Genomic DNA, 21,962 nt, shown 5'->3' with positions numbered 1-21,962 from the left:
ACCATCAACTGTGATCATTCCGGTAACGACAATCGTAAACAACGATTTCCGTTTTCATCGATAGCGACAGTCGCTGCAGCAACAGCATCTTTCGACGGAATCATTGCCGCATATTTTTCACGTAGTATCTCGGGAATCCTCCCAACTCGAACCGAACCATTGATAGTGACACTAATCTGAGGCTCATTGTCTATAACCACATTCTTCAGCGTCACCCATAGTGACGCGTCCAATGGAAAATCTTCAAGTGTAAGTCGCTGCAACGGATGGGAATCAACGGTGACAGTTTCATCGCCTTTTAACTCCTTCTTCTTAGTCTTAGCGTTCAAGAAGCCACCAGCGCCTTCACTAACAACAGTTCCCTTAGCCCGAGAGCTAGCACTCCGCAATTCCCCATCGTTACTACTTGTCTCAGCAGCCATTGATATGACCGATACACTATCACCGAGCATGTCATAGAACACATCTTCACTGATGATGTTGATGTCTTGGCCAGCGAGCCGAAGTTTTTCAGCCTTCAACCATTTGCTACTTTTAGCCCCCTTGAGTGACGCATTGTAATCAGTACTACCAGTGACAAGGTAGTTAGTATCCTTAGTAACGGTCTTCCCATTGATTCCGCCGAGGTTAATCACCGCCTGTTGCGCACTGCTACGAGTCATTTTCTTAAGCGCACCAGTAAACACGAATGTCATCCCATCGAATGCCGGATCTGGGGTGATATCACCCTGTGGCATTACCCGAAGCAGCTGATCCTTACCACGAAACAATGGAGTGTCGCTATATCGCCTCCCATCTTTATCAGGAAAAGAAATGCCATTCTCGGCCATATACCGCAGCATCCACTGATAACACGCGACAGTCTGCTCCACATCAGCAATCGACCGATGTGACTGCGTTTCAGCAATATTAAATCTTACGATGAGATCACTAAGACGATTATGCCGTTCTTTTGGATAAAGATATCTAGCAAGCCGTAAAGTATCAATGAAATCATTGCTTACACTGCGGCCAAGTAGAGTTTCAGCACTGTCATAAAGAAAGTTGACATCAAAATTGACATTGTGACCAAGAATGAGATCATCTCCCAACCAGTCAAGAAATACAGGCAAAACATCAGCAAGCACCGGCGCATCTTTTACCATATCGTTGCTAATCCCAGTGAGATTGGTAATAAAAATCGGTATCGCGTATCCAGGATTGACAAGTTGCTCGTACCGTTCAACAGGTTTTCCATCTCTGACTCTGATCGCACCAATTTCAAGAATGTCGTCTTGACGGGTATCAAATCCTGTAGTTTCGAGATCTAAAGATACGTAGTCATCCTTGCTAGCCAGTATGCTAGCCCCTTTATACTCTCTCGGCATCATGCCCTCCATCGTTGCGGTTTAACCAAATCAATATGTCCAATCTAGATTCTACAGCCCTGTAAAACCACCTATAACAGCACCAACATCAACGCGCAAGCCGACCATACTAAAGCAGAAAACTCCATACGAGATAATAATTAACAAAATGTCACAGCACTCACTAAGAGGTGCAGTGCAAGCGCCGGGGCCTTCATGCTGCCGTCAGGCTTTATTGCCGTTAATGATGGCGAGCGCTGCTTGTGTTTGTTCTTTTTTCTTGAATTCGAGGGTTACGCGGCCTTTGAGGTTGTTGCGGTTGATTTGGAGTTCTTTTTTGCCGGCTTTGATGCTGGCGATGTCGCTGTAGTAGATGACGTCGAAGCCTTTGAGGCCGCCGAGTAGGCCGTATTTGTTGATTTCGATGCGGTTGTCGTAGAGGCGGAAGTTGCCGGCGTCGAAGAGTGCGCCTGGTGCTGGGGTGAGTTTTGCCATTGTGGCCCTCCTTTGGGTGTTTTGGGTGTTGGTGTTGATTTTAGGCGTTGATGGCTTGTCGTGCTTGGTCGGCGAGCTGGGCGAGTCGTTCGGGGCTCCAGTGGGTGTAGCCGGCGGTGGTTGTGATTTTGGCGTGGCCCATCATGGCTTTGCGGGCGTCTTCTGGCGCGCCGGTTTCGGCGAGGTGGGTGCTGAAGAAGTGGCGGGCGGCGCGCATGGTGACGTATGGGAGGCCGGCGTCTTCCAGTGCTCGTTGCCAGCGCAGTCGTTCGACGTTGTTGGTCAGCGGGTGCCCTTGTCTGGTGAACAGGAGGCCGTTGGGCTCGCATTTGGCCGCCCGTTCGTGTAATCGGATCCATGTGTTTTCGCTGACGGGGATGAATCTGCGGCCCTGCCGGCTTTTCGGCGGCAGTAGCCAGAATCGTCCTTCCAGGTGCCGGGCGTCGAGCCAGTTGGGGATTACCGCGTCCGGCGAGAGGCGCTGCAGCTCCCAGTCGATCTGGATGCCGTGGACGCCACCCTTGGTGACCAGTTCTTCGGGGGTGATCGCGAAGCGTTCGCCCTGACGCATACCGGTTTCGAATGCGAGGTCGAACATGAGGGCCCACATGGCCCGGTCGGTGTCGTCGTCCTGCAGCATGTCCCATTTGCGGTGTGCGGGGCGTCGTGCGGCCTCGATGGCCTGCTGGGGCTGGCCGGGATCGAGGATCCGGGTTTCCCTCGGCTCGTAACGGGGCGGCATGGCGGCGAGCGCGGGGTTGGTGGGGATGAGTTGTTCGCGGACGGCGGCGTTGAGGATTTGTTGGAGGCGGATGTAGTGGTTGTGGACGGTTTTGCCGCTGCGGGTTTGGTTGAGTTGGGCGCACATGCGTTCGATGTCGCCGGGGGTGATTTTGTCGAGTCTCATGCCGCCGATTTGGCGGCGGATGGCGTTGCAGTCGGATCGGTAGGTTTCGAGGGTGCGGGGTTTGACGTTCATGGCCGTTTGGGTGAGCCATCGGTCGATCCATACGTCGAGGGTGGGGGTGTTGGTGAGGGGTGTGGTTCCTTCGCGTTGCATTTTTTCGAGTTTGGCTTGGAGTTTTTGGCGTGCGGCGGTTTTGGTGGCGCCGCGGGCTTCGACGAGGCGGCGTTTGCCGGTTTGGGGGTTGGGTGCGATTTCCTTGCGGGCGTGCCAGACGCCGTTGGCGTCTTTCCATTCGCTGCCGGATCCCTTGGGGCGGCGGTGTGTCGTTTCCTTGGTGTTCATGGGCTTCAGGCCTCTTTCCGTGTGCGTTAGAGGTCATGCTATAGGTCATGCTATCGGGGTCACGATCGGGCTTTATTGCCCCAAATCTTGCACTCCGACGGTATGCCGGCCCTTCAATGCGAAAGGCCGGAAACCCTTGGAATCATTGGGTTTCCGGCCTCTCAGCTGGGAGCGGATGACGGGAATCGAACCCGCGTAATCAGTTTGGAAGACTGAGGCTCTACCATTGAGCTACATCCGCAGTGCCGTTTAACGACTTGAGCCATTATACACAGACCCTTCCCAAAGGCAAGTCCGGTGAGGAAATATTCGGGAGAGCGTTGCGTCGGGTGAAATCGGAAAATACGAAAAGCCCCGTGTTTCCACGGGGCCTTGCCGGTGTCCGAGATGGGACTTGAACCCACACGCCTGTATAAAATAGGCACTAGCACCTCAAGCTAGCGCGTCTACCATTCCGCCACCCGGACAGGTGTCGTACGCGACGAATGAATACTGTATCGGGGAAGTGACGATGCGTCAAATCGACGTGTCGCGGCGTGGCATGCGGGATGCGCGGGCGGGGCCATCGTGCGGGAACGGTCGGCCGAGCGGAGAGGAGGAATCGGTCGGATGGGCGTTGCCGCGCCGCGATGGCGAAGGATACGAGGTTGCCCAATGCTCCGTCTGAGGCGGAGCCGGGATGCCGGAGCCAATCGGCTTTGCGGAACGCTTGGGCTAAGATGGGTCGCGGAATTGACCGGAACGCTTTGACGATGATGAACGGGGCTGGTGCATGGCGAACGCAACCAACGAGTCGCACGCGGAGAACGAGACGAACGAGGCCACGGAGATCGTGGACGGCAAGGTCGAGGAGGTCGAGGTTTCCCGTCATCCCGACCCGTCCATCCCCGAATCGGACCTGTCGCTGGCCGACATCGAACGGCGCAAGTTCCAGCCGGTGCATTGGGGCGTGTATCTGACGGCTGTGCTGGCCGCCATCATCGCGCCGTATTGGTTGGGCCGCATGCTGGCCGTCCAGCGCACCGCGTGGCTGGTTGCGCACATGAGCGTGTTCGACCAGCGCGGCCTCGTGTTCCTCGCATGGACGGTCACGCTGGTCACGCTCACCGGCCTCGGCATGGCCGTGGTCGAGTCGAAGACGTGGCTGTGGCGCATCGTGTTCGTGATCGGGCTTGCTGCCGAGCAGTTCATCGCCGGTCTCAGCCTGCTCAAACTCAACTTCTGGTATTCGACGTACGTCGTGTACGGCGATGCAGCGCCGCTGGCGAACGCGACGAATCTCGGCATTATCGCCGCCGGGTTCGGCGTGGCCGCGTACGCGGTGCTGTGGGTCGGCCTGCTGATCCTGATCCGCAAGGATTCGCCGCTGAGCGTGCTCACGCGCAGCTGGGCGTCGTTCATCATGTTCTTTGCGATCGAGGCCGCCGCGCTGCTGATCGTGCTGTTCGGCGGTCTGCTGACGACGGTATGACGTGCGTCGCGCGCGTGCGATCACGAGCGCACTGTGCTGTGTACGATCGCCGTGTCGTGATCGTGGCATGATCGTTTGCGGCGCGATCGACGTACGTAAGCCGCGTGCATAGTCCGTGTGCGTAAGCCGCGTGCACAAGCCGACGAATCCCGTCCCGCAAACGAAAGTCCCGCACCCGTCGTATAGTGTCCCCTTGGCGTGTTTCGCCCGCGGATAGAGAGCGCGCCGGCATTGGGCCGGCAGCACCGCGCAGCAACATAAGGAGGATGCCGTGGCACTTACGGCTCAGGAAAAGCAGGAAATCATCTCTCAGTACGCGACGCACGAGGGCGACACGGGTTCTCCGGAGGTCCAGGTCGCGCTGCTGTCCAAGCGCATCGCCGATCTGACCGAGCACCTCAAGGAGCACAAGCACGATCACCACTCCCGTCGTGGTCTGATGCTGATGATCGGTGACCGTCGTCGTCTGCTCGACTACCTCAAGCGCGTCGACATCAACCGTTACCGTGCCCTGATCGAGAAGCTGGGCATTCGCCGCTAACATACTTAACGCCCGAGCATCCAATGCTCGGGCGTTTTTGCGTGCCGGAGCCGTGCCGCGCACACGGACGGAGCCGGCACGAAACCGGCCGTCCGGGCCGGCGAACGGGGAAGCGCCCGGCGGGGCGCTCTTGTCTGAGGGTGAAACGCACAATAGGTTCTGAATCTGACAGATGACAGCGCGGCTGGGTACGTCCGCGTGCGAATGAGGCCGATTCGGGGAAACGCCGGGAGGAAGAGGCGTTTCCGGTCGGCCGAATACGAAGTATGGCAGAGGAACGGTTCGGGCGGGACATGGCCCGAACAGCAGGTATATAGAAGATACAAGCAAAAAGGAGGAACCCTAATGGAGGGTCCCGAAATCAAGGCCGTTGAGGCCGTAATCGACAATGGTTCGTTTGGCAAGCGCACGCTGCGCTTCGAAACGGGCCGTCTCGCGCAGCAGGCTGACGGCGCGGTGGCCGCCTACCTCGACGACGATTCGATGATTCTGTCCACCACCACCGCCGGTTCCAGCCCGAAGGAGAACTACGACTTCTTCCCGCTGACCGTCGATGTCGAAGAGAAGATGTACGCCGCGGGCAAGATCCCGGGCTCGTTCTTCCGCCGCGAAGGCCGTCCGTCCAGCGAGGCGATCCTCGCCTGCCGCATCATCGACCGTCCGCTGCGCCCGCTGTTCCCGCACACGCTGCGCAACGAGGTACAGGTCGTTGAGACCGTACTCGCGATCAACCCGGACGACGCGTACGACGTGATCGCGCTGAACGCGGCCTCCGCGTCCACGATGATCTCCGGCCTGCCGTTCTCCGGCCCGGTTTCCGGCGTGCGTCTGGCGCTGATCGACGGCCAGTGGGTCGCGTTCCCGCGCTGGAGCGAGCGTGAGCGCGCTGTGTTCGAGATCGTGGTCGCCGGCCGCGTGATCGAGAACGGCGACGTCGCGATCGCCATGATCGAGGCGGGCGCCGGCAAGAACGCCTGGCACCTCATCTACGACGAAGGCCAGACCAAGCCGGACGAGACCGTCGTGGCTCAGGGCCTCGAGGCCGCCAAGCCGTTCATCAAGGTCATCTGCGAGGCCCAGAACGAGCTCAAGGAGAAGGCCGCCAAGGAAACCAAGGAGTTCCAGCTCTTCCCGGAGTACACCGACGAGCTGTATGCGCGCATCGACGAGATCGCCCACGCTGACCTCAACGAGGCGCTGTCCATCGCGGAGAAGCTGCCGCGTCAGGACCGCATCCACGAGATCAAGGAGCACGTGCGCGAAATCCTCGCCAACGAGTTCACCGACATGGCGGACGACGAGAAGGAGAAGGAGCTCGGCAACGCGTTCAAGGAGCTGCAGCGCCAGATCGTGCGCCGCCGCATCCTCACCGAAGACTACCGCATCGACGGCCGTGGCCTGCGCGACATCCGCACCCTGTCCGCCGAAGTGGACATCGTGCCGCGCGTGCACGGTTCCGCGCTCTTCCAGCGCGGCGAAACCCAGATCCTGGGCGTCACCACGCTGAACATGCTCAAGATGGAGCAGCAGATCGACGCGCTGTCCGGCCCGCAGTCCAAGCGCTACATGCACAACTACGAGATGCCGCCGTACTCCACCGGCGAAACCGGCCGCGTCGGCTCCCCGAAGCGTCGCGAGATCGGCCACGGCGCGCTCGCCGAGAAGGCCATCGTGCCGGTGCTGCCGAGCCGTGAGGAGTTCCCGTACGCGATCCGTCAGGTCTCCGAGGCCATCGGCTCCAACGGTTCCACCTCGATGGGTTCCGTGTGCGCTTCCACCCTGTCTCTGCTCGCCGCGGGCGTCCCGCTGAAGGCCCCGGTCGCGGGCATCGCCATGGGCCTCGTGTCCGGCGACGTGGACGGCCAGCACATCTACAAGACGCTCACCGACATCCTGGGCGCCGAGGACGCGTTCGGCGACATGGACTTCAAGGTCGCCGGCACCAGCGAGTTCATCACCGCCCTGCAGCTCGACACCAAGCTCGACGGCATTCCGGCTGACATCCTCGCCGCCGCCCTGCAGCAGGCGCACGAGGCCCGCACCACGATCCTTGACCTGATCAACGAGTGCATCGACGGCCCGGCCGAGATGAGCGAGTATGCTCCGCGCATCCTCACCACCACCGTTCCGGTCGACAAGATCGGTGAGATCATCGGCCCGAAGGGTAAGAACATCAACCAGATCCAGGAGGACACTGGCGCCGAGATCGCGATCGAGGACGACGGCACCGTTTACATCTCCTCCGAAGGCGGCGAGGCGGCCGAGAAGGCCAAGGCCATCATCGACCAGATCGCCAACCCGCACGTGCCTCAGGCCGGCGAAACGTACAACGGCAAGGTCGTCAAGACCACGTCGTTCGGCGCGTTCGTGAACCTGACTCCGGGCACCGACGGCCTGCTGCACATCTCGCAGATCCGCAACCTCGCCAACGGCGAGCGCATTGACGCGGTCGAGGACGTGCTCAAGGAAGGCGACACCGTCGAGGTTGTCGTGCAGGGCGTCGACGATCGCGGCAAGATCAGCCTCGCGATCCCGGGCTTCGAGGATCAGGATTCCGGCGCCGGCCGTGGTGCTTCCCGCGGCAGTGACCGTGGCGACCGCGGTGCCGACCGTGGCGACCGTGACGACCGTCGCGGCGGCCGCGGACGTCGCTCCGACCGTGACGACCGCCGTTCTGATCGTGATTACGACGATCGTCCGCGCCGTTCGCGCCGCGACGATCACGATGACGACGATTACGATGATCGTCCGCGCCGCCGCCGTTCCGATCGTGACTATGATGATCGCGACGATCGTGATTACGATGATCGTCCGCGTCGTTCGCGCCGTTCGGACCGTGACTACGACGACCGTGACGATCGTGACGACCGCCGCGACGATCGTCGTTCGTCCCGTTCCGATCGTGACGACCGTGACTCCCGTCCGCGTCGTTCGCGCCGCGGCGACGACCGCAACCCGCGTTACGCCGCCGACGAGAACTACGACGAGTACCGCGCCGAGCGCGTCGAGCGCACTGAGCGTCCGCGCCGCCGCGTGCGTCGCGACTTTGATCCGTTCGAGGACTGATAGATAACAGCTATGGCTCCCCTTGCTAGGGGAGCTGGCAGCGAAGCTGACTGAGGGGTAGTCAGAAGGTACGTGCATATGCCTTCTGGCTACCCCTCAGTCGTATTTTTACGGTTCTGCGCAGGACGGCATGTTCTTTGCCGTGGTGCTTTGCCGGCGGCCGGGATTGTGGAAGAATGGAACACGACGGATACGAACGGCATGCGGCAATGGCCGGCATGGCAATGAGGCAAGGCAACAAGGGGGAACGCATGGTTTTCGTCATCATCATTCTGGTGGTGCTCATCGCGCTGGTGCTGTGGGGCGTGGGCGCGTACAACGGGCTGGTCACGCTGCGCAATCGCGTCAAGAACGGCTGGGCGCAGATCGACGTGCAGCTCAAACAACGTGCCGACCTGATCCCGAATCTTGTGGAAACGGTCAAGGGGTACGCCGGTCACGAGTCGACCGTGCTCACGCAGGTGACGGCCGCGCGCGCTGGCGTGGTCGCCGCTGCCAGCGATCCGAACGCGACGACTGTCCAGCGTGCCGCCGCAGAGAACGCGCTCTCCCGTGCGCTTGTCAACCTGCAGGCCACGGCCGAAGCGTATCCGCAGCTGCAGGCTAACCAGAACTTCATGGACCTGCAGGCCCAGCTCAAGGAGCTTGAGTCGAAGATCGCGTACGCGCGCCAGTTCTACAACGACGTCGTGCTCAAGTACAACACGGCTACCGAAACCGTGCCGAGCAATATCATCGCCGGCCTCTTCCACTTCGAACAGGCTGAATACTTCCAGGCCGACGAGCAGTCGCGCCAGGCGCCGCAGGTCAGGTTCTAGCCGATGCCAGACGAACCGTGGCCGGCAGCTGTTTCGGTTGGCCGGTCGGGTTGTTTCGGCTGAACGGAGCGGAAGGGGAACCGCATGGACGTCAAACGTGTCACTAGATCCGCGTTCATCGCGGCGCTTGTCGTCATACTGGTGTTCGGCGGCACGCTCGTCGCGTCGCTGTTCGACGGTGGCGCCGATCTGAGCTACCGCACGCTCGACTACAGCGTCGACGTGCAGTCGGACGGCAGTCTCAAGGTCACGCAGCACATCAACATGCGGCTCAACAAGCGCACCGATGACGACGACAATGTGCGCCCGTGGAAACAGCTGTACCAGCGCTACGAGCTCAACGGTACCAACCTGTCCGACATCACGGACATCTCCGTGCGCAACGCGACCACCGGGCAAACGTACGCACAGACCGAACCGCGTCTGCCGGACGGCCTGAGCGAACGCGAATGGAACAGCGACTGGGCGAACCACTGGTACATCGCCGACGCGACCGGAGCCTCGCTCGAACCGTACGAGCCGATCAAGGACGGCCTGCCGATCGGCACCGGCAGCAGCGAGACCAAGACCATCGAAATCGGCTGGAACATCCCCTTCACCAAGTCGGCGAACAGCCTCAAATTCGACGTGACGTTCACGCTCGTCGGCGCCACCACGCTCTACGACGACGTCGCCGCGTTCCAATGGGAGCCGTTCGGTAAGTCGGGCCAGACGCCGATCGGCAAGGTCACCGGCACTGTGCGCTTCCCGAACGGCATTATGGCCGACAATTCGTGGGCGTGGCTGCACTACACCGGCACGTCCGAAACCGCGCGCGGCGAAGGCGGCGCGCTCACGTTCGCCGCGTACGACGTGCGCGCGGGGGAGTATCTTGATCTGGTCGTCGCGTACGATGCGAACGTCGTCAAGGAACCCTCGTGGTGGAAGGGCAGCGACAACGTCGGCAGCCGATCCGGCAACTGGATCCGGCGGGAAAGCGGCGACCATCTCGACTGGCTCAAGACCGACGAGACGCGGCAGGAAACCGCGTGGCGAGACCAACAGCGCTCGTACGCCCGCGCGCGACTGGCCGTGGGACTCGGCTTCGCGCTCGTTGGGCTGATCTTGTGCGCGATCGCGGTCGTCTCCGCGCTGCGCAGCCACCGGATCGCCGACTATCGCGGCGACATCGAATACTGGCGCGAACCGCCCGACATGAGCCCCGCATCCGCGGCCAAAATGGCCGACATCATGGGACTCGACGGCAAAGGTTCGCTCGACTCGCGCCGCATGACCTCCACCATGCTCTCGCTCGCCTCGAAAAAGGCGATCGCGATACGCCCCGGCTCCGCGGAAACGTACCGCGGCATCGACATGAGCACCGCCTCCGCCGTCGAACTTGCCGCGCTCATCGGCTCCGATCCCGCGCGCGAGGCGGACGCGGCCGGTACCAGCACTATCGTGATCATGCCCGCGTGCTTCGACCCGTCCTCCCGCGCCGCACTGCGCCTGAGCGACAGCGAGGACCGTGCGCTGCGGCTGCTCGAGGCGATCTCCAAGCGCATCGGCGCGCCCGTGTTCGACCTGCGCCAGATGAACGCCGCCTGCAAAAACTGGAAGGGCGGCTACAAGGTGTTCGACAAGTACGAAACCGCCTGCGCCAACGAATTCGCGATGCTCGGCGCCACCCGTTCGTGCGGAGTTGGGGCGAGCGTGGCCGGCGGATTCGGCTTGGCCGTCGCGATCATCGGCACGGTGGTCTTCGGCACGTGGGACAACGTGGCGCTCGTGCTGTGCGTGGCTGCGCCCGTCATGTTCTGCAGCCTGTTCGCGCTGATCTGCGCTAAGCATACGGCGCTCACCGCGGCAGGACAGCGCTGGGGCGGGCAGGTTCACGGCCTGTACCGATACCTGGTCGATTTTTCGGACTTCTCCGACCGCGGCGCGGCCGACCTCGTGCTGTGGGACCGCTACCTCGTGTACGCGGCCGCGTTCGGCATCTCCGACCGCGCGCTGCGTGAGCTGGCCAAGGCGTACCCGCAGATCACCGACCCCGACTGGCTCGACTCCAACGCGTCCGACTCGGTGCTGTACTGGAGCTACCGGCCGTACGGCTGGCATCATTCGGCGTACGGATCCGGTTTTGGCGGCGCGGCCGACGGTCCGTTCCCGGGCGGCGGATTCGACCCGTCGTCGTTCAGCGCGAACATCGGCGACATCGGCGCGCAGCTCGACGCCGGCTTCGCCGACATCCGCTCCACGATCTCCGCGGCCGCGCCTTCGTCCGGCGGCTCCGGCGGTTCGGGCGGCTCATTCTCGGGCGGCGGCGGTTTCGGCGGCTCGTCCGGCGGCTCCGGCGGCGGCTCGTTCGGCGGGCGTTGAGCGTCGCCAAATCCAGCCAGGTTTCTACGCTGGAACCGGGCATCGTCGGCACCGCCGGCAGTCGGCGCAAACCGCGTGCCGGTCGTACTTCGGCCGCAAGTCGTCTGTACGCCGGCCAACCGTACGCCGGCCAACCGCGCGTCAGTCAGCTGCACGCCAGCCAGCCGCACACCAGTCAAGCAAAGGAGAACCGCCATGCTGCACCGCAATCTCGGACCGTTCGACACCACCGCCATCGGCCACGGCGAAATGCCGCTGACCATCGAAAACAACCGCGGCCACGATGTCGGCATTGAAACGCTGCACGCCTCGCTCGACGCGGGCTGCCGTCACATCGACACCGCGTGGGCCTACTACACGCCCGGCGAGGAGGAGCAGACCGGCGAAAAGCTCGTGCGCGAGGCCCTCGACACGTGGCACGGCCCGAAGGACGAGGTGCTCGTCGCCACCAAGATCGGCCTGCGCCGCGCATGGGACGGCGACAAGCCGGTCTGGCCGCGCGACGGCAAGCCCGAGCACCTCATCCGCTACGGTAAGGAGTCGGCGATGGCGCTCGGCGTCGACACGATCGACCTGCTGTACATGCACCGTCACGATCCGGAAGTGCCGTACAACGAGTCCATCGAGGCGATCAAGCAGCTCGTCGACGAAGGCGTCGCCCAGTACGCGGGCGTGTCCAACGTGACCATCGAACAGCTCGACATCGCGCGCGGCATCCTTGGCGACAAGCTCATCGCCGTGCAGAACCAGTACTCGCCGGTCCACCTCGACACGCAGGACACGCTCGACTACTGCGCCAAGCTCGGCCTCGCGTTCGTGTGCTGGAGCCCGCTCGGCGGTTACCGCCACCCGTACGACGAGCACAAGTTCGACCCGTTCCGCGAGGTCGCCGCCAAGCACGGCGTCTCCTACCAGCAGGTCGTGCTCGCGTGGGAGCTCGCCAAGGGCGACCACATGTTCGTGATCCCCGGCGCGCACCGCCCCGAAACCATTCTTGACAGCCTCAAGGCCGGCGAGCTTGAGCTTGACGAGGAGGATTTTGCCAAGCTCGGCTGAGTTGCGGAGCGGATGTTGCGACTTCAGCGTCATTTCGAGCGAGGCGTAGCCGAGTCGAGAAATCTTCCGGAGCGGAGACGTGATGGAAGAAAGATTTCTCCGCTCGCTTCGCTCGGTCGAAATGACGTGACATATGCGGCTACTCCAATGTGCCTGCATATGTGGAACCGATCCTTTATGCCCCCGCTTCGCGGGCGGTCGCGGCCAGCACCGCCGCCGCCCGTGCGAACTCCTCCGGCGTCGTGTACGAATAGCTCAATCGCAGTGAATTGTCGCCCTCGAAATCGTACACGTCGCCCGGATTGAGCAGCACGCCGCGATCCAACGCCAGCTGGAACAGGCGACCGATCTTCACCGGCTGGTCGAACGTGAGCCAGATATAGAATCCGCCCTGCGGCACGGTCCAGTGCGCGAGATTGCCGAACAGGCGCTGCAGCGTGTCGAGCGCAGCGTCGCGCCGCCGTCGCAGCTCCTGCTTGAGCCCGGCTACATAGTCGTCGTACAGGCCGCTGTCCAAAAACCGCGCGTACACCCACTGGCTGAGCGTGCTCGCGCCGTAATCCATCTGCATTTTCACGTCGGCCAACCGGTGCACGATCGACCGGTCCGCCACGATCCATCCGATGCGCAGGCCGGGCGCGAGCGCCTTCGACGCGCTGCCCAGCGTGATCACCATACCTGTCTCGTCCATCGCCTTGAGTGGCGTGGGCGCGGGCCCGTCGCCAAAATACAGGTCCTGATACGCGCCGTCCTCGATGATCGGCAGCCGGTTCGCCACGCAGCAGTCGATCAATTCGCGCCGCCGCGCGTCCGGCATCGTCACGCCGGTCGGATTGTGGTTCGTCGGAATCGTGTACAGCACCGCATCGTCCATCCGTCGGCGGCTGGTCGGCAACGGATGGGGCGTCGGCCGCCGGACCGTGCTTCCCGATCGGAAGTCCGATGGCGCGGCCGGCGCGGCCGGCATGATCGGCGTGGCCGGTCGGGCGTCCGGCGACGGTGCCGACAGGACGTCCGGCGACGGAACCGGCTGTCCGTTCGACTGCGAGTCGTCCCTGATCGCATGCGAACCGGCCCCGTCGGAAACGCCGTCGGAACCATCCAGCAGCCTGCGCAACGCGTCGACGCGCAGTCCGTCGCCGTCCATCGGCACGCCGGCAAGCCGGATCCCCGCCGACTGGAACACCTGCAGCGACTTGATGTAGCTCGGTGCCTCCGCGATCACCGTCGATCCGGCCGACAGCAGGCTCACCGAAATCATCTGCAGCGCCTGCAGCGCGCCCGATGTGACGAGAATCTGCTCGGCCGTGCAGTTGACGCCGGTCGCGCGCATGTGTGCGGCGATCGCCTCCCGCAGCGCCGGCGTGCCCTCCGGCTCCGGATATCCGATCGCATCGATCTCGTCCGCGGCCTCGCGCGCTACTCGCCGCCACATGTCGCGCGGAAACAGCCGCGGGTCGAGCTCGCCCGTGCCGAGCCGCGTGACGCCGCGCGCGAACTCCATGCGGTTGATGGTCTGCATCGTCGCGTTGTTCGCACGGAAGAAGCCGGACGAGACGTAGTCCGCCCAATCGGGCGCGCCCGGCAGCATGAGCGACCACGTGTTGCTCACGATGCGCGTGCCCGCGCCGTGCAGGCCCTCGACGATCCCGTAGTCGGCCAGTTCGCCGATCGCGGCGATCACGGTCGACCGGTTCACGCCGAACGCCTCGGCCAGCGCGCGCTGCGACGGTAGACGCGAGCCGATCGGCCACGCGCCGCTGGAGACCTGCCGGCACATGAAGTCGACGATCTGTTCGGTGACCGGCACGTCGGACGCGCGGTCCGGTGCCCAGTCGATGTTGATCGGCGCGATGCGTGCCATGATGGTTCCTCGATTCGTGGTTGGGCGAGCGCGGCTGGCGCTGACGTCCGTGATGCGATTCCGGTCGCTGCTGTGCCGTGGCGTTGCCATATGTGGCGCTGTGAGCGTGGTCGATGCGGCCAACCTTGGGCTGGCGAGCATAGTTTGGTTGGGTGCATGATGCACTGCTTGGCTGGTTGCCAAGTGTAATCGCTTGGGTAGGATAATGCGACGGTATTGGAATGATGCGGATTTGCTGGTGATTGCGATCCGTGAGGGATGATTCGGCTGGCAAGGATTTGGCTGGATTTGGTTGGTTGGGTGCGACCCAGCCAAACCGAGACGCAGGGGAGTGAAGACATGGGCCTGTACTTGCAGGGACTGACGATGGGCTTGGCGTACATCGCGCCGATCGGCATGCAGAATCTGTTCGTCATCAATTCGGCGCTGACGCGCACGCGCCGCAACGCGCTCATCACGGCGCTCATCGTCGTGCTGTTCGACATGTCGCTGTCGCTGTCTTGCTTCTTCGGCGTGGGCGCGCTTATGGAAGCGCACCCGTGGCTCGAGACCATCGTGCTCGGCCTTGGCGGTCTGATTGTCGTGAAGATCGGTCTGGGGTTGCTGCTGCCGAAGAAGAAGGCCGCGGCACAGGGGACCGCCGCCGATGCGGCTGCTTCGAACTCCTCCGCAGCCATTGCACAGTCAGTGGCCGGCACCGCCGCCCGCCCCCAGCATATGGGCATGCGCGGCCTGCTCGATACGATCGGCACCGCGTGCGTGGTCACGTGGTTCAACCCGCAGGCCATCATCGACGGCACGCTCATGCTCGGCGCGTTCGCCGCGACCTTGAGCGCCCAGCAGACCACCCCGTTCATCACCGGCGTGGAAACCGCCTCGGTGATGTGGTTCATGGGCGTCACGCTCGTCGTCAACGCGTTCGCCCACAAGTTCAGCCCGAAGATCATCGACGTGCTCAACCGCGTGTGCGGCGGCGTGATCACCCTCTACGGCGTCAAGCTCCTCGTCGATTTCGCCCTCGCCGTGCTCTGACGGATCCGCGGAACGAGGCCGACGAGAAACGTCTACTCCGCCTTGAGGGTCGGCTTCCTGGTGCGCGAGCGGATCGCCGCGTTGTGCGGCACCGGATGTGGGCACGGCATCGAGAACACGTGCGCCGGATTGTTGATTGCCTCGACCCAATGGCCTTCCGCGTCGCGGAAACCGCCGGCCGGCACCGTATAGGCGAACGGACGCTCGCCCGGCAGCAGGAATTCGATCTCCTGCCCGGCCTCGATTTTGTTGCGGCTCATCAACGTCACGCGGCCGCCCTCGTCCGGCGTCCAGTCGAGCACCTCGCCCACGACCATCCACGCGCGGAAGTACGCGGAACGGTTCGTGTTCTGCGTGACCTTGTGTTCCGGATAGTAGAAGCCGGTCGAATAGTCGCGGTGCGCGACCTTGTCGGGCTCCTCAAGCAGCCAGTCCGGCAGTGCGACCGGTTCCGCCGGACGGACCTTCGCATGATGCCAGCCCTCCGGCAGCACCTCCTCGGCCGTGTTCGACTTGCGACGCGCGCTGCGGGCCCGATAGCTCAGATCGTCCAGCTGCGAGCCGCCGGCCGAACGGGCCGCGGCGTCCTCAACCGCAGCCGCGTTATTCGCTCCCTTGCCGTCTCGGCCGTCCGCGTTCGCGCTCTTGCCGTCTTGCCCGGGTGCGTCCTCGTTCTTGCTGTCTTGGCCGGGTGCCTCCTCACTCGTGCCATCTCGACCGAGCGAAGCGAGCGGAGAGATCTTTCCGGAGCCTGCATCGCCTGCGTTTGCGCCGGCATCCCCGCCGAACTCCAATCCCATGTCGCCACCGGGCACACCCGCGAACGCGCGGTCGGCGTTGCGCTCGATCGCATCCGGCACCACGGTAATCGACTCGGCGTAATCCGGGTCGCCCTCGCGGATCACCCGATCGCGGAACGGCTTGAGCACAGCGCCGGAAGCATCCTCGAACCCGCGCTGCACCATGTACTCGTTCACCGCGATCTTGTACGCGTTCGTCATCGCCGCAATGTAATACGCCGACTTGGAACGTCCCTCGATCTTCAGGCTCGTCGCGCCCGAATCGATCAGATCGTCGATGTGATCGAGCATGCACATGTCCTGCGAGTTGAACAGGTATGCGCCCTCCTCGGTCTGCTCGATCGGGAAGTACTGGCCGGGCCGCTTCTCCTCGACGATCGAATACTTCCAACGGCACGGCTGCGCGCATTCGCCGTGGTTGCCGTCGCGGCCGGTCAGGTAGTTGGAAAACAGGCAGCGGCCGGAGAATGCCATGCACATTGCGCCATGCACGAAGCATTCGATGTCCATGTCGTCGGGAATGCGCGCGCGGATGTCGCGCACGGCCTGCAAATCCATCTCGCGGGCGAGCACCACGCGGCGCGCGCCGAACTCGTATAACGCCTGCGCTGCGCCGTAGTTCGTCACGCCGGCCTGCGTGGAGACGTGCAGCTCCACGTCGGGCGCAATCTGGTGCGCCATCATCATCACGCCGATGTCGGTGACGATCATCGCGTCGATGCCCGTGTCCTTGAGCTGGCCGATGTATTCGCGCATCGCCTCGACTTCGGCGTTGCGCGGCAGCACGTTGAGCGTCACGTACACGCGCGCCCCGCGTTCGTGGGCGTATCGCGCGCCTTCCTCGAAGTCCTCGAGGCTCAGGTTCTTTGGAGCCGAGCGCATGCCGAACGCCTTGCCGCCGCAGTAGACGGCGTCCGCGCCGAAGTCGACGGCAGTCTTGAGGCCGCGCAGGTTGCCGGCGGGGGAGAGCACCTCGGGCTTGCGTCGGGTGCGCAAGGCGCGCGGGCCGGTGTTCACAGTTGCATTGGTATCCGTTTTCATCACCCCAATAGTGTAGGGCACGGCCATCTCAGTGTTTCCGCGGTCGGCGCAGCGTCCCGGCGGCCGGGCGCCGCGTCACGCTAGAGTGGGCGGCATGAGCGATGAACAGTATGATGACGAGATTCTTGACAGCAGCAAGATCAGCTCCACCGACCGCGACGGCAATCCGATCCCGGTGACGATCCCGATCGCGCTCGCGCCCGGCGTCACCGTGATATACACGACGCGACTCGGGGGCTTAAGCACCGGCGACTTCGGCAACTGCAACCTTGGCGGCAAGTCCGACGACGATCCGGCGGCCGTGCTGTCGAACCGCGTGGCGCTCGCCGAGGCGGCCGGCGCGCGGCTGTCGCTGGTGTCGCAGGTGCATTCCGGCATCGCCGTGGACGTGGATGACGCGTTCGAGATCAACACGCCGTTCGGCTTCGACGTGTCCGGCACGCGCGGCGCGGACGACGGCGACGCCGCGACGCCGGCGGTCAAGGAGGCCGACGGACAGGTCACGTCGCGCACCGGCATCGCGCTCGGCATGTTCGCCGCCGACTGTCTGCCCGTGCTGCTCGCCGATCCCGAAACCGGCATCATCGGCGCATGCCACTGCGGCCGCCGCGGACTCGAGAACGGCGTGATCGGCGCGACCGTCGAACTCATGAAGCTCAAGGGAGCCGACCCGTCGCGCATCGTCGCCACGCTCGGCCCGCGCATCTGCGGCGACTGCTACGAGGTCGGCGACGAGATCGCCGACAAGTTCGAGAAGCGCTTTCCGCTCACCAAGACGACCACGCGGTTCGGCGGCGCCGGCATCGACATCGCCGAGGCTGCGATGATCGACCTCGCGTTCGCTGGCGTGAGCAAGGTCGTCGATTCGATGCCGCGCGTGCACGCCGCCACCCAGTACCTCGACCACGATCCTGAACTCGCCGAACTGTGCCGCACCGACAGCGAAGGCCCAGCCTCGCTCGACGAGCGCATCGAAGGCATCAGCCGCAGCATGTGCACGCTCGAAAACCCGCTGTGGTACTCGCACCGCCGCGCCGTGCGCGCCGGCAAGACGCACGAGGGCCGACTGCTCGCGCTCATCGTGCGGCACTAGGCGCCGGCTGCGACGCCCGCGGTTTCCGCGCATATTCCGTGCAGATGGGTGTGAGCCGGCTCACGTCCGCCGCCTTCCGCCGTACGGTGGAAGACATTATGACCGAGAGAGAAACAGAACAGACCATGCCTGAGAACGCAACCTCACCCGAAACCGCGTCGTCCGTGTCGTCCGCGTCCGTGTCGCCGGCGCCCGCCGCGCCGAAGCCGCAGACCGTGCCCGTCGTGGCCGTGGTGCTCGCCGCTGGTTTCGGCACGCGCTTCGATCCGAACAATCCCAAGCAGCTCGTCTCCGTCGGCGGCAAGCCGATCGTGTGCTGGAGCATCGAGGCGTTCGAGCGCAACGAGCGCGTCTCCGACATCATCGTCGTGGTCAACCCGGCCGTGCGCTCCGCTGTCGAGGAGCTCATCGAACGCGCCGGCTATCCGAAGGTCCGCATGATCATCAACGGCGGCCGCGAACGCGTCGACAGCACGGCTGCCGCGCTCGGCGCGCTTGCCGACGCAGGCGTGCCGGCCCGGGCGAAGATCCTCATCCACGACGCGGTGCGTCCGTTCGTCGAACAGTCGTCGATCGACGGCTGCATCGACGCGCTCGACGAGCTTGACGCGGCCACCGTTGCGTACGCGAGCACCGACACCGTGCTGCTGACGGAATTCCGCGACGGACGCAAGGTCGTGCGCCAGGTGCCCGACCGGCCGCACACGTTCCGCGCGCAGACGCCGCAGGCGTTCCGTTTCGACACGATCCGACGTGCGTACGATCTGGCGTCGGCCGATCCCGGATTCCACCCGACCGACGACACGCGCGTCGTTGTCGACTATCTGCCCGACGCGGCGGTCGCCGTTGTCGACGGCAGCGAGTCGAACCTGAAGATCACGACGATGGCTGACATTCCGACCGCTGAACGGATCGCGGCCGAACGTCTCGGCCGGCCCGGTATGCCGCCGGTTGCGACGACGACGGGCGGCGCGACGGGCGCGGACGACGCGTTCGCGGCTGCGTTCGATCCGGCCGCCGCCGGTCCGGTCGATCCGGTGACCGGTGCGCCCGCGAACCTGTCGCACATGACGCGTGAAGAGGCCAAGGCGCGCATGCACGCGATCTTCGCCCAAGCCGCGTCGCGCATGGGCCGCTGACCTTCGCCGTTGGTTTCCGGCCGGCGGATGATTGCGTTTTGCTTGGACCGTCTGTCTGAGTCGGCGGTCCGGGCAAAGACCGTGACGTGCACCGGTCCGTTGCCATGGGGTCTGCCGTCACTGGTTTAGACTGGAGACCATGCAGCAGATCAACGTGGTGATTTCCGGCTTCGACCATTACGACGGCATCGACGTCAACCCGTGCGTCGAAGTGCCGCGCGCGCTCGCCGAACAGGGGTTGGGGCCGGCCGCCGGCGATCGGTTCGACGATCCGCTCAGTGACGTGCACGTCAACATTCGCACGGTCGCCATTCCGGTCAGTTTCGCCAAGGCGTGGCCGACGCTGCTCGCCACGATCGAGGACGCGCATCCCGACATCGTCATCGCCACGGGCCTCAAGCACGCGGCCCGCGGCGTGCTGCTTGAACGCTGCGCCACGAACCGCATGGACGCGGTCCGGCCGGACGCGGACAACGCGACGCCGCGCTCCGGCCCGATCGACCCGGACGGCCCGGCCGCGTACTGGACGCGTCTGCCGTTGCGTTCGATCCTCAAGGACTTCACGCGCGACGGCATCGCCTCGTCGCTCAGTTCCGACGCGGGCACGTTCGTGTGCAACTCGCTGTTCTACAACCTGCTCAACTGGACCGCCACGCAGGATCACGTTTTGAGCGGATTCGTGAGCTTTCCCAAGGTCGTCGACGACCGCAAGACGCAGCACGGGCTGCCGCTCGACCAGCAGGTGCAGGCCGGCCGCGACGTGGTGCGCGAGACGGTGCGGTACCTGCGGCAGCCGTCGTCCGGCGACATTCTCATCGTGTGAATCAGGCGACGCGGGATCATTCGCATGATGATCGTCCGCGTGCTTTGCGAACCGTGGGCCGGGCGGATCATCGTCGCGAAAAGCCGGCGTTCGGACGCCGATGACGGGGGGTATTGGTCACGGCGAACCGGTTCGCATGACACGCCCGAGATTGCGGCTTCTGTGAGGAAACCGCGCGCCCAGCGCGTATTCAGGATTCATACGCTAGAGTGCTCGGTGTGGGTTGTCCCGCAAGGGACTCAGGGGCGTCGAACAGACGGCGAAAGGAACAGGCTATGGTGGATCGTTTCCCAATCGCGTTGCGTGGGTACGACAAGGAAAAGGTGGACGAAGCGTTCGGGGCGGCGCAGGACACGCTGCTGCAGCTGCGCGACCAGGTCAAGCAGTACGACGAGCGCATTCTCCAGCTTCAGGCTCAGCTTCAGGAAGAACGCAACAAGAAGGCGAAGGGCGGCGCGTCGTTCGCCTCGCTGGGCGCGAATGCGCAGCAGATGCTCGCCTCCGCCGAACAGACCAGCACCGAGCTGCTCAACCGCGCCAAGCAGGACGCGGCCGCAACCCGCGCCGCGGCACAGGCTCAGGCCGAAACGCTCATCAACAACGCGAAGCTCGACGCTCAGCACATCGTCGGCGACGCGACCTCCAAGGCGAAGGCCATGCTGCAGGACGCGAACACCAAGGCCGAAACCATGTCCGTGTCCGCGCAGGAGGACGCCGCGCAGATGCGCTCCGAGGCGGCCAAGGTCGTCTCCGAACAGCGCCAGTCCACCGAACTTGAGCTGAGCAACGCCCGCGAGGAGCAGAAGAAGCGCCTCGCCTCCGAACGCGCCAAGCAGGAGCGCGAGATCGCCGACATGCGCGCCGAAGCCACCCAGCAGATCACCGCGCAGCGCAAGGCCGCCGCCGAGGAGATCACCCGCCTCAAGAGCGAGACCAACGACCAGATCGAATCCGCGCTCGCCGAGGCGAACAAGAAGCTCGCCGACGTGCGCGAGCAGGTGTCCAAGATGATGTCCGAGGCGCGCCGCAAGGCCGGCGAGATCACCGACGCGGCCAGCTCGAAGGCGCAGGGCATCGTCGACGAGGCCGAAGTGCACCGCACTAAGACAATGAGCCAGGTCACCGCCGAGGTCGAGCAGATCCGCGCCGACATCGCCGCCCAGCAGGATGAGGCGACCAAGAAGGTCGACGAGCTGCTCTCGCATCTCGACGAGCGCCGTCAGGTCGCCAAGCAGGAGGCCGACGAACTGGTCGGCCAGGCTAAGACCGTGCGCGAGGAGGCCGACGCCTACGCCACCGCCAAGCGCGCCGACGCGGACAAGCAGGCCGCCGCCATCCTCAAGAAGGCCGACGCGGACGCCGCCGCGCAGATCGAACAGCGCCGCCAGGCTGCCAAGTCCGAGATCGAAGGCATGGAGACGCACCTCAAGGAACTGCAGCAGCGTGAATCGCAGATCACGCAGCGCGTGTCCGAACTGCGCGCGATGTTCTCCAACGCGTTCGCCGGATTCGCCATGCCGGAGCCTCCCGCCGAGGACGACAAGGCCGAGGGTGGCGAGAACGCCGACGACGGCAGCGCCGACGACTCGCAGAACGAGCAGCAGCAGGCTCCGGCCAACGGGCAGCAGCAGCGCTGACGCGATCCGCTAACTGAATGGCTTCAAGAACGGTCCCGGTCATACTCGGATTCGAGTAGACTGGGACCTTGTTTGCATCGCGGCACCCCGGCCACCGGTCCGCCCTCCCATAGGAAGCGCGGACTGCGGC

16 protein-coding genes and 2 tRNA genes are annotated in these 21,962 nt (G+C 63.9%); 11 read left to right on the top strand and 7 right to left on the bottom strand.

Features of this window, described 5'->3' with window-relative positions:
* Positions 1-14: 14 nt before the first annotated feature.
* The 5 genes from BBIA_RS13825 to BBIA_RS07080 form a co-directional block, all read right to left on the bottom strand.
* Positions 15-1,370: an exonuclease domain-containing protein gene (locus tag BBIA_RS13825; protein WP_160268268.1), complete on the bottom strand. Its 1,356-nt coding sequence runs from the start codon at positions 1,368-1,370 to the stop codon at positions 15-17.
* 201 nt (positions 1,371-1,571) lie between these two features.
* Positions 1,572-1,841: a hypothetical protein gene (locus tag BBIA_RS07095; protein ID WP_033496482.1), complete on the bottom strand. Its 270-nt coding sequence runs from the start codon at positions 1,839-1,841 to the stop codon at positions 1,572-1,574.
* A gap of 40 nt (positions 1,842-1,881) precedes the next feature.
* Complete coding sequence (locus tag BBIA_RS07090) at positions 1,882-3,090, bottom strand: tyrosine-type recombinase/integrase (protein WP_033496479.1); 1,209 nt, start codon at positions 3,088-3,090, stop codon at positions 1,882-1,884.
* A 170-nt stretch (positions 3,091-3,260) separates the two neighbouring features.
* A tRNA-Gly gene (locus tag BBIA_RS07085) sits at positions 3,261-3,331 on the bottom strand.
* A gap of 138 nt (positions 3,332-3,469) precedes the next feature.
* Positions 3,470-3,557 (bottom strand) — tRNA-Leu (locus tag BBIA_RS07080).
* Between the two features lie 305 nt (positions 3,558-3,862).
* Between BBIA_RS07080 and BBIA_RS07075 the strand changes: the two genes are divergently transcribed.
* From BBIA_RS07075 to BBIA_RS07050, 6 genes are all read left to right on the top strand, one after another.
* Positions 3,863-4,561 (top strand): hypothetical protein, encoded by a 699-nt coding sequence (locus tag BBIA_RS07075; protein WP_033494688.1) that lies wholly within the window; start codon positions 3,863-3,865, stop codon positions 4,559-4,561.
* 271 nt (positions 4,562-4,832) lie between these two features.
* A complete protein-coding gene (gene rpsO, locus BBIA_RS07070; protein ID WP_033494686.1) occupies positions 4,833-5,102 on the top strand; it encodes a 30S ribosomal protein S15 in 270 nt (89 codons plus the stop codon).
* A gap of 345 nt (positions 5,103-5,447) precedes the next feature.
* Positions 5,448-8,168, top strand: coding sequence for a polyribonucleotide nucleotidyltransferase (locus BBIA_RS07065; protein ID WP_033494684.1), 2,721 nt, complete (start codon positions 5,448-5,450; stop codon positions 8,166-8,168).
* Positions 8,169-8,419: 251 nt separating this feature from the next.
* Positions 8,420-8,986, top strand: coding sequence for a LemA family protein (locus BBIA_RS07060; protein ID WP_033494744.1), 567 nt, complete (start codon positions 8,420-8,422; stop codon positions 8,984-8,986).
* Between the two features lie 84 nt (positions 8,987-9,070).
* Positions 9,071-11,347: a DUF2207 domain-containing protein gene (locus BBIA_RS07055; protein ID WP_033494682.1), complete on the top strand. Its 2,277-nt coding sequence runs from the start codon at positions 9,071-9,073 to the stop codon at positions 11,345-11,347.
* Between the two features lie 195 nt (positions 11,348-11,542).
* Positions 11,543-12,403 (top strand): aldo/keto reductase, encoded by an 861-nt coding sequence (locus BBIA_RS07050; protein ID WP_033494680.1) that lies wholly within the window; start codon positions 11,543-11,545, stop codon positions 12,401-12,403.
* Positions 12,404-12,578: 175 nt separating this feature from the next.
* Here the strand turns inward: BBIA_RS07050 and BBIA_RS14885 are convergent, their stop codons facing one another.
* The gene (locus BBIA_RS14885; protein WP_033494678.1) at positions 12,579-14,267 is read right to left on the bottom strand and encodes an aminotransferase-like domain-containing protein; all 1,689 of its coding nucleotides are present in this window, start codon (positions 14,265-14,267) and stop codon (positions 12,579-12,581) included.
* Positions 14,268-14,606: 339 nt separating this feature from the next.
* Here BBIA_RS14885 and BBIA_RS07040 point away from each other — a divergent pair, with 339 nt between their 5' ends.
* Positions 14,607-15,299 (top strand): LysE/ArgO family amino acid transporter, encoded by a 693-nt coding sequence (locus BBIA_RS07040; protein ID WP_033494676.1) that lies wholly within the window; start codon positions 14,607-14,609, stop codon positions 15,297-15,299.
* Positions 15,300-15,331: 32 nt separating this feature from the next.
* Here BBIA_RS07040 and BBIA_RS07035 read toward each other — a convergent pair whose 3' ends face one another.
* Positions 15,332-17,140: a peptidase U32 family protein gene (locus BBIA_RS07035; RefSeq protein ID WP_051923874.1), complete on the bottom strand. Its 1,809-nt coding sequence runs from the start codon at positions 17,138-17,140 to the stop codon at positions 15,332-15,334.
* A gap of 94 nt (positions 17,141-17,234) precedes the next feature.
* On the opposite strand from BBIA_RS07035, the gene BBIA_RS07030 reads away from it, so the two are divergent.
* The 4 genes from BBIA_RS07030 to BBIA_RS07015 all read left to right on the top strand — a co-directional run bounded on the left by BBIA_RS07030 (position 17,235) and on the right by BBIA_RS07015 (position 21,832).
* Positions 17,235-18,233: a purine nucleoside phosphorylase YfiH/LACC1 family protein gene (locus BBIA_RS07030; RefSeq protein ID WP_033494674.1), complete on the top strand. Its 999-nt coding sequence runs from the start codon at positions 17,235-17,237 to the stop codon at positions 18,231-18,233.
* A gap of 125 nt (positions 18,234-18,358) precedes the next feature.
* Positions 18,359-19,372, top strand: coding sequence for an IspD/TarI family cytidylyltransferase (locus BBIA_RS07025; protein ID WP_081892147.1), 1,014 nt, complete (start codon positions 18,359-18,361; stop codon positions 19,370-19,372).
* A gap of 139 nt (positions 19,373-19,511) precedes the next feature.
* Positions 19,512-20,195 (top strand): pyroglutamyl-peptidase I, encoded by a 684-nt coding sequence (locus BBIA_RS07020; RefSeq protein WP_033494672.1) that lies wholly within the window; start codon positions 19,512-19,514, stop codon positions 20,193-20,195.
* Positions 20,196-20,470: 275 nt separating this feature from the next.
* A complete protein-coding gene (locus BBIA_RS07015) occupies positions 20,471-21,832 on the top strand; it encodes a coiled-coil domain-containing protein (RefSeq protein WP_033494670.1) in 1,362 nt (453 codons plus the stop codon).
* Positions 21,833-21,962: the final 130 nt, after the last annotated feature.

It is taken from the genome of Bifidobacterium biavatii DSM 23969, assembly GCF_000741165.1.
Taxonomy (GTDB): Bacteria; Actinomycetota; Actinomycetes; order Actinomycetales; family Bifidobacteriaceae; genus Bifidobacterium; species Bifidobacterium biavatii.
This window is presented reverse-complemented; position numbering and strand designations above follow the sequence as displayed.

What these genes read in the sequence shown, in the direction of transcription:
- BBIA_RS13825 (WP_160268268.1), bottom strand. Translation starts at nt 1,370, where the DNA reads ATGATGCCGAGAGAGTATAAAGGGGCTAGCATACTGGCTAGCAAGGAT.
- BBIA_RS07095 (WP_033496482.1), bottom strand. Translation starts at nt 1,841, where the DNA reads ATGGCAAAACTCACCCCAGCACCAGGCGCACTCTTCGACGCCGGCAAC.
- BBIA_RS07090 (WP_033496479.1), bottom strand. Translation starts at nt 3,090, where the DNA reads ATGAACACCAAGGAAACGACACACCGCCGCCCCAAGGGATCCGGCAGC.
- BBIA_RS07075 (WP_033494688.1), top strand. Translation starts at nt 3,863, where the DNA reads ATGGCGAACGCAACCAACGAGTCGCACGCGGAGAACGAGACGAACGAG.
- BBIA_RS07065 (WP_033494684.1), top strand. Translation starts at nt 5,448, where the DNA reads ATGGAGGGTCCCGAAATCAAGGCCGTTGAGGCCGTAATCGACAATGGT.
- BBIA_RS07060 (WP_033494744.1), top strand. Translation starts at nt 8,420, where the DNA reads ATGGTTTTCGTCATCATCATTCTGGTGGTGCTCATCGCGCTGGTGCTG.
- BBIA_RS07055 (WP_033494682.1), top strand. Translation starts at nt 9,071, where the DNA reads ATGGACGTCAAACGTGTCACTAGATCCGCGTTCATCGCGGCGCTTGTC.
- BBIA_RS07050 (WP_033494680.1), top strand. Translation starts at nt 11,543, where the DNA reads ATGCTGCACCGCAATCTCGGACCGTTCGACACCACCGCCATCGGCCAC.
- BBIA_RS14885 (WP_033494678.1), bottom strand. Translation starts at nt 14,267, where the DNA reads ATGGCACGCATCGCGCCGATCAACATCGACTGGGCACCGGACCGCGCG.
- BBIA_RS07040 (WP_033494676.1), top strand. Translation starts at nt 14,607, where the DNA reads ATGGGCCTGTACTTGCAGGGACTGACGATGGGCTTGGCGTACATCGCG.
- BBIA_RS07035 (WP_051923874.1), bottom strand. Translation starts at nt 17,140, where the DNA reads ATGAAAACGGATACCAATGCAACTGTGAACACCGGCCCGCGCGCCTTG.
- BBIA_RS07030 (WP_033494674.1), top strand. Translation starts at nt 17,235, where the DNA reads ATGAGCGATGAACAGTATGATGACGAGATTCTTGACAGCAGCAAGATC.
- BBIA_RS07025 (WP_081892147.1), top strand. Translation starts at nt 18,359, where the DNA reads ATGCCTGAGAACGCAACCTCACCCGAAACCGCGTCGTCCGTGTCGTCC.
- BBIA_RS07020 (WP_033494672.1), top strand. Translation starts at nt 19,512, where the DNA reads ATGCAGCAGATCAACGTGGTGATTTCCGGCTTCGACCATTACGACGGC.
- BBIA_RS07015 (WP_033494670.1), top strand. Translation starts at nt 20,471, where the DNA reads ATGGTGGATCGTTTCCCAATCGCGTTGCGTGGGTACGACAAGGAAAAG.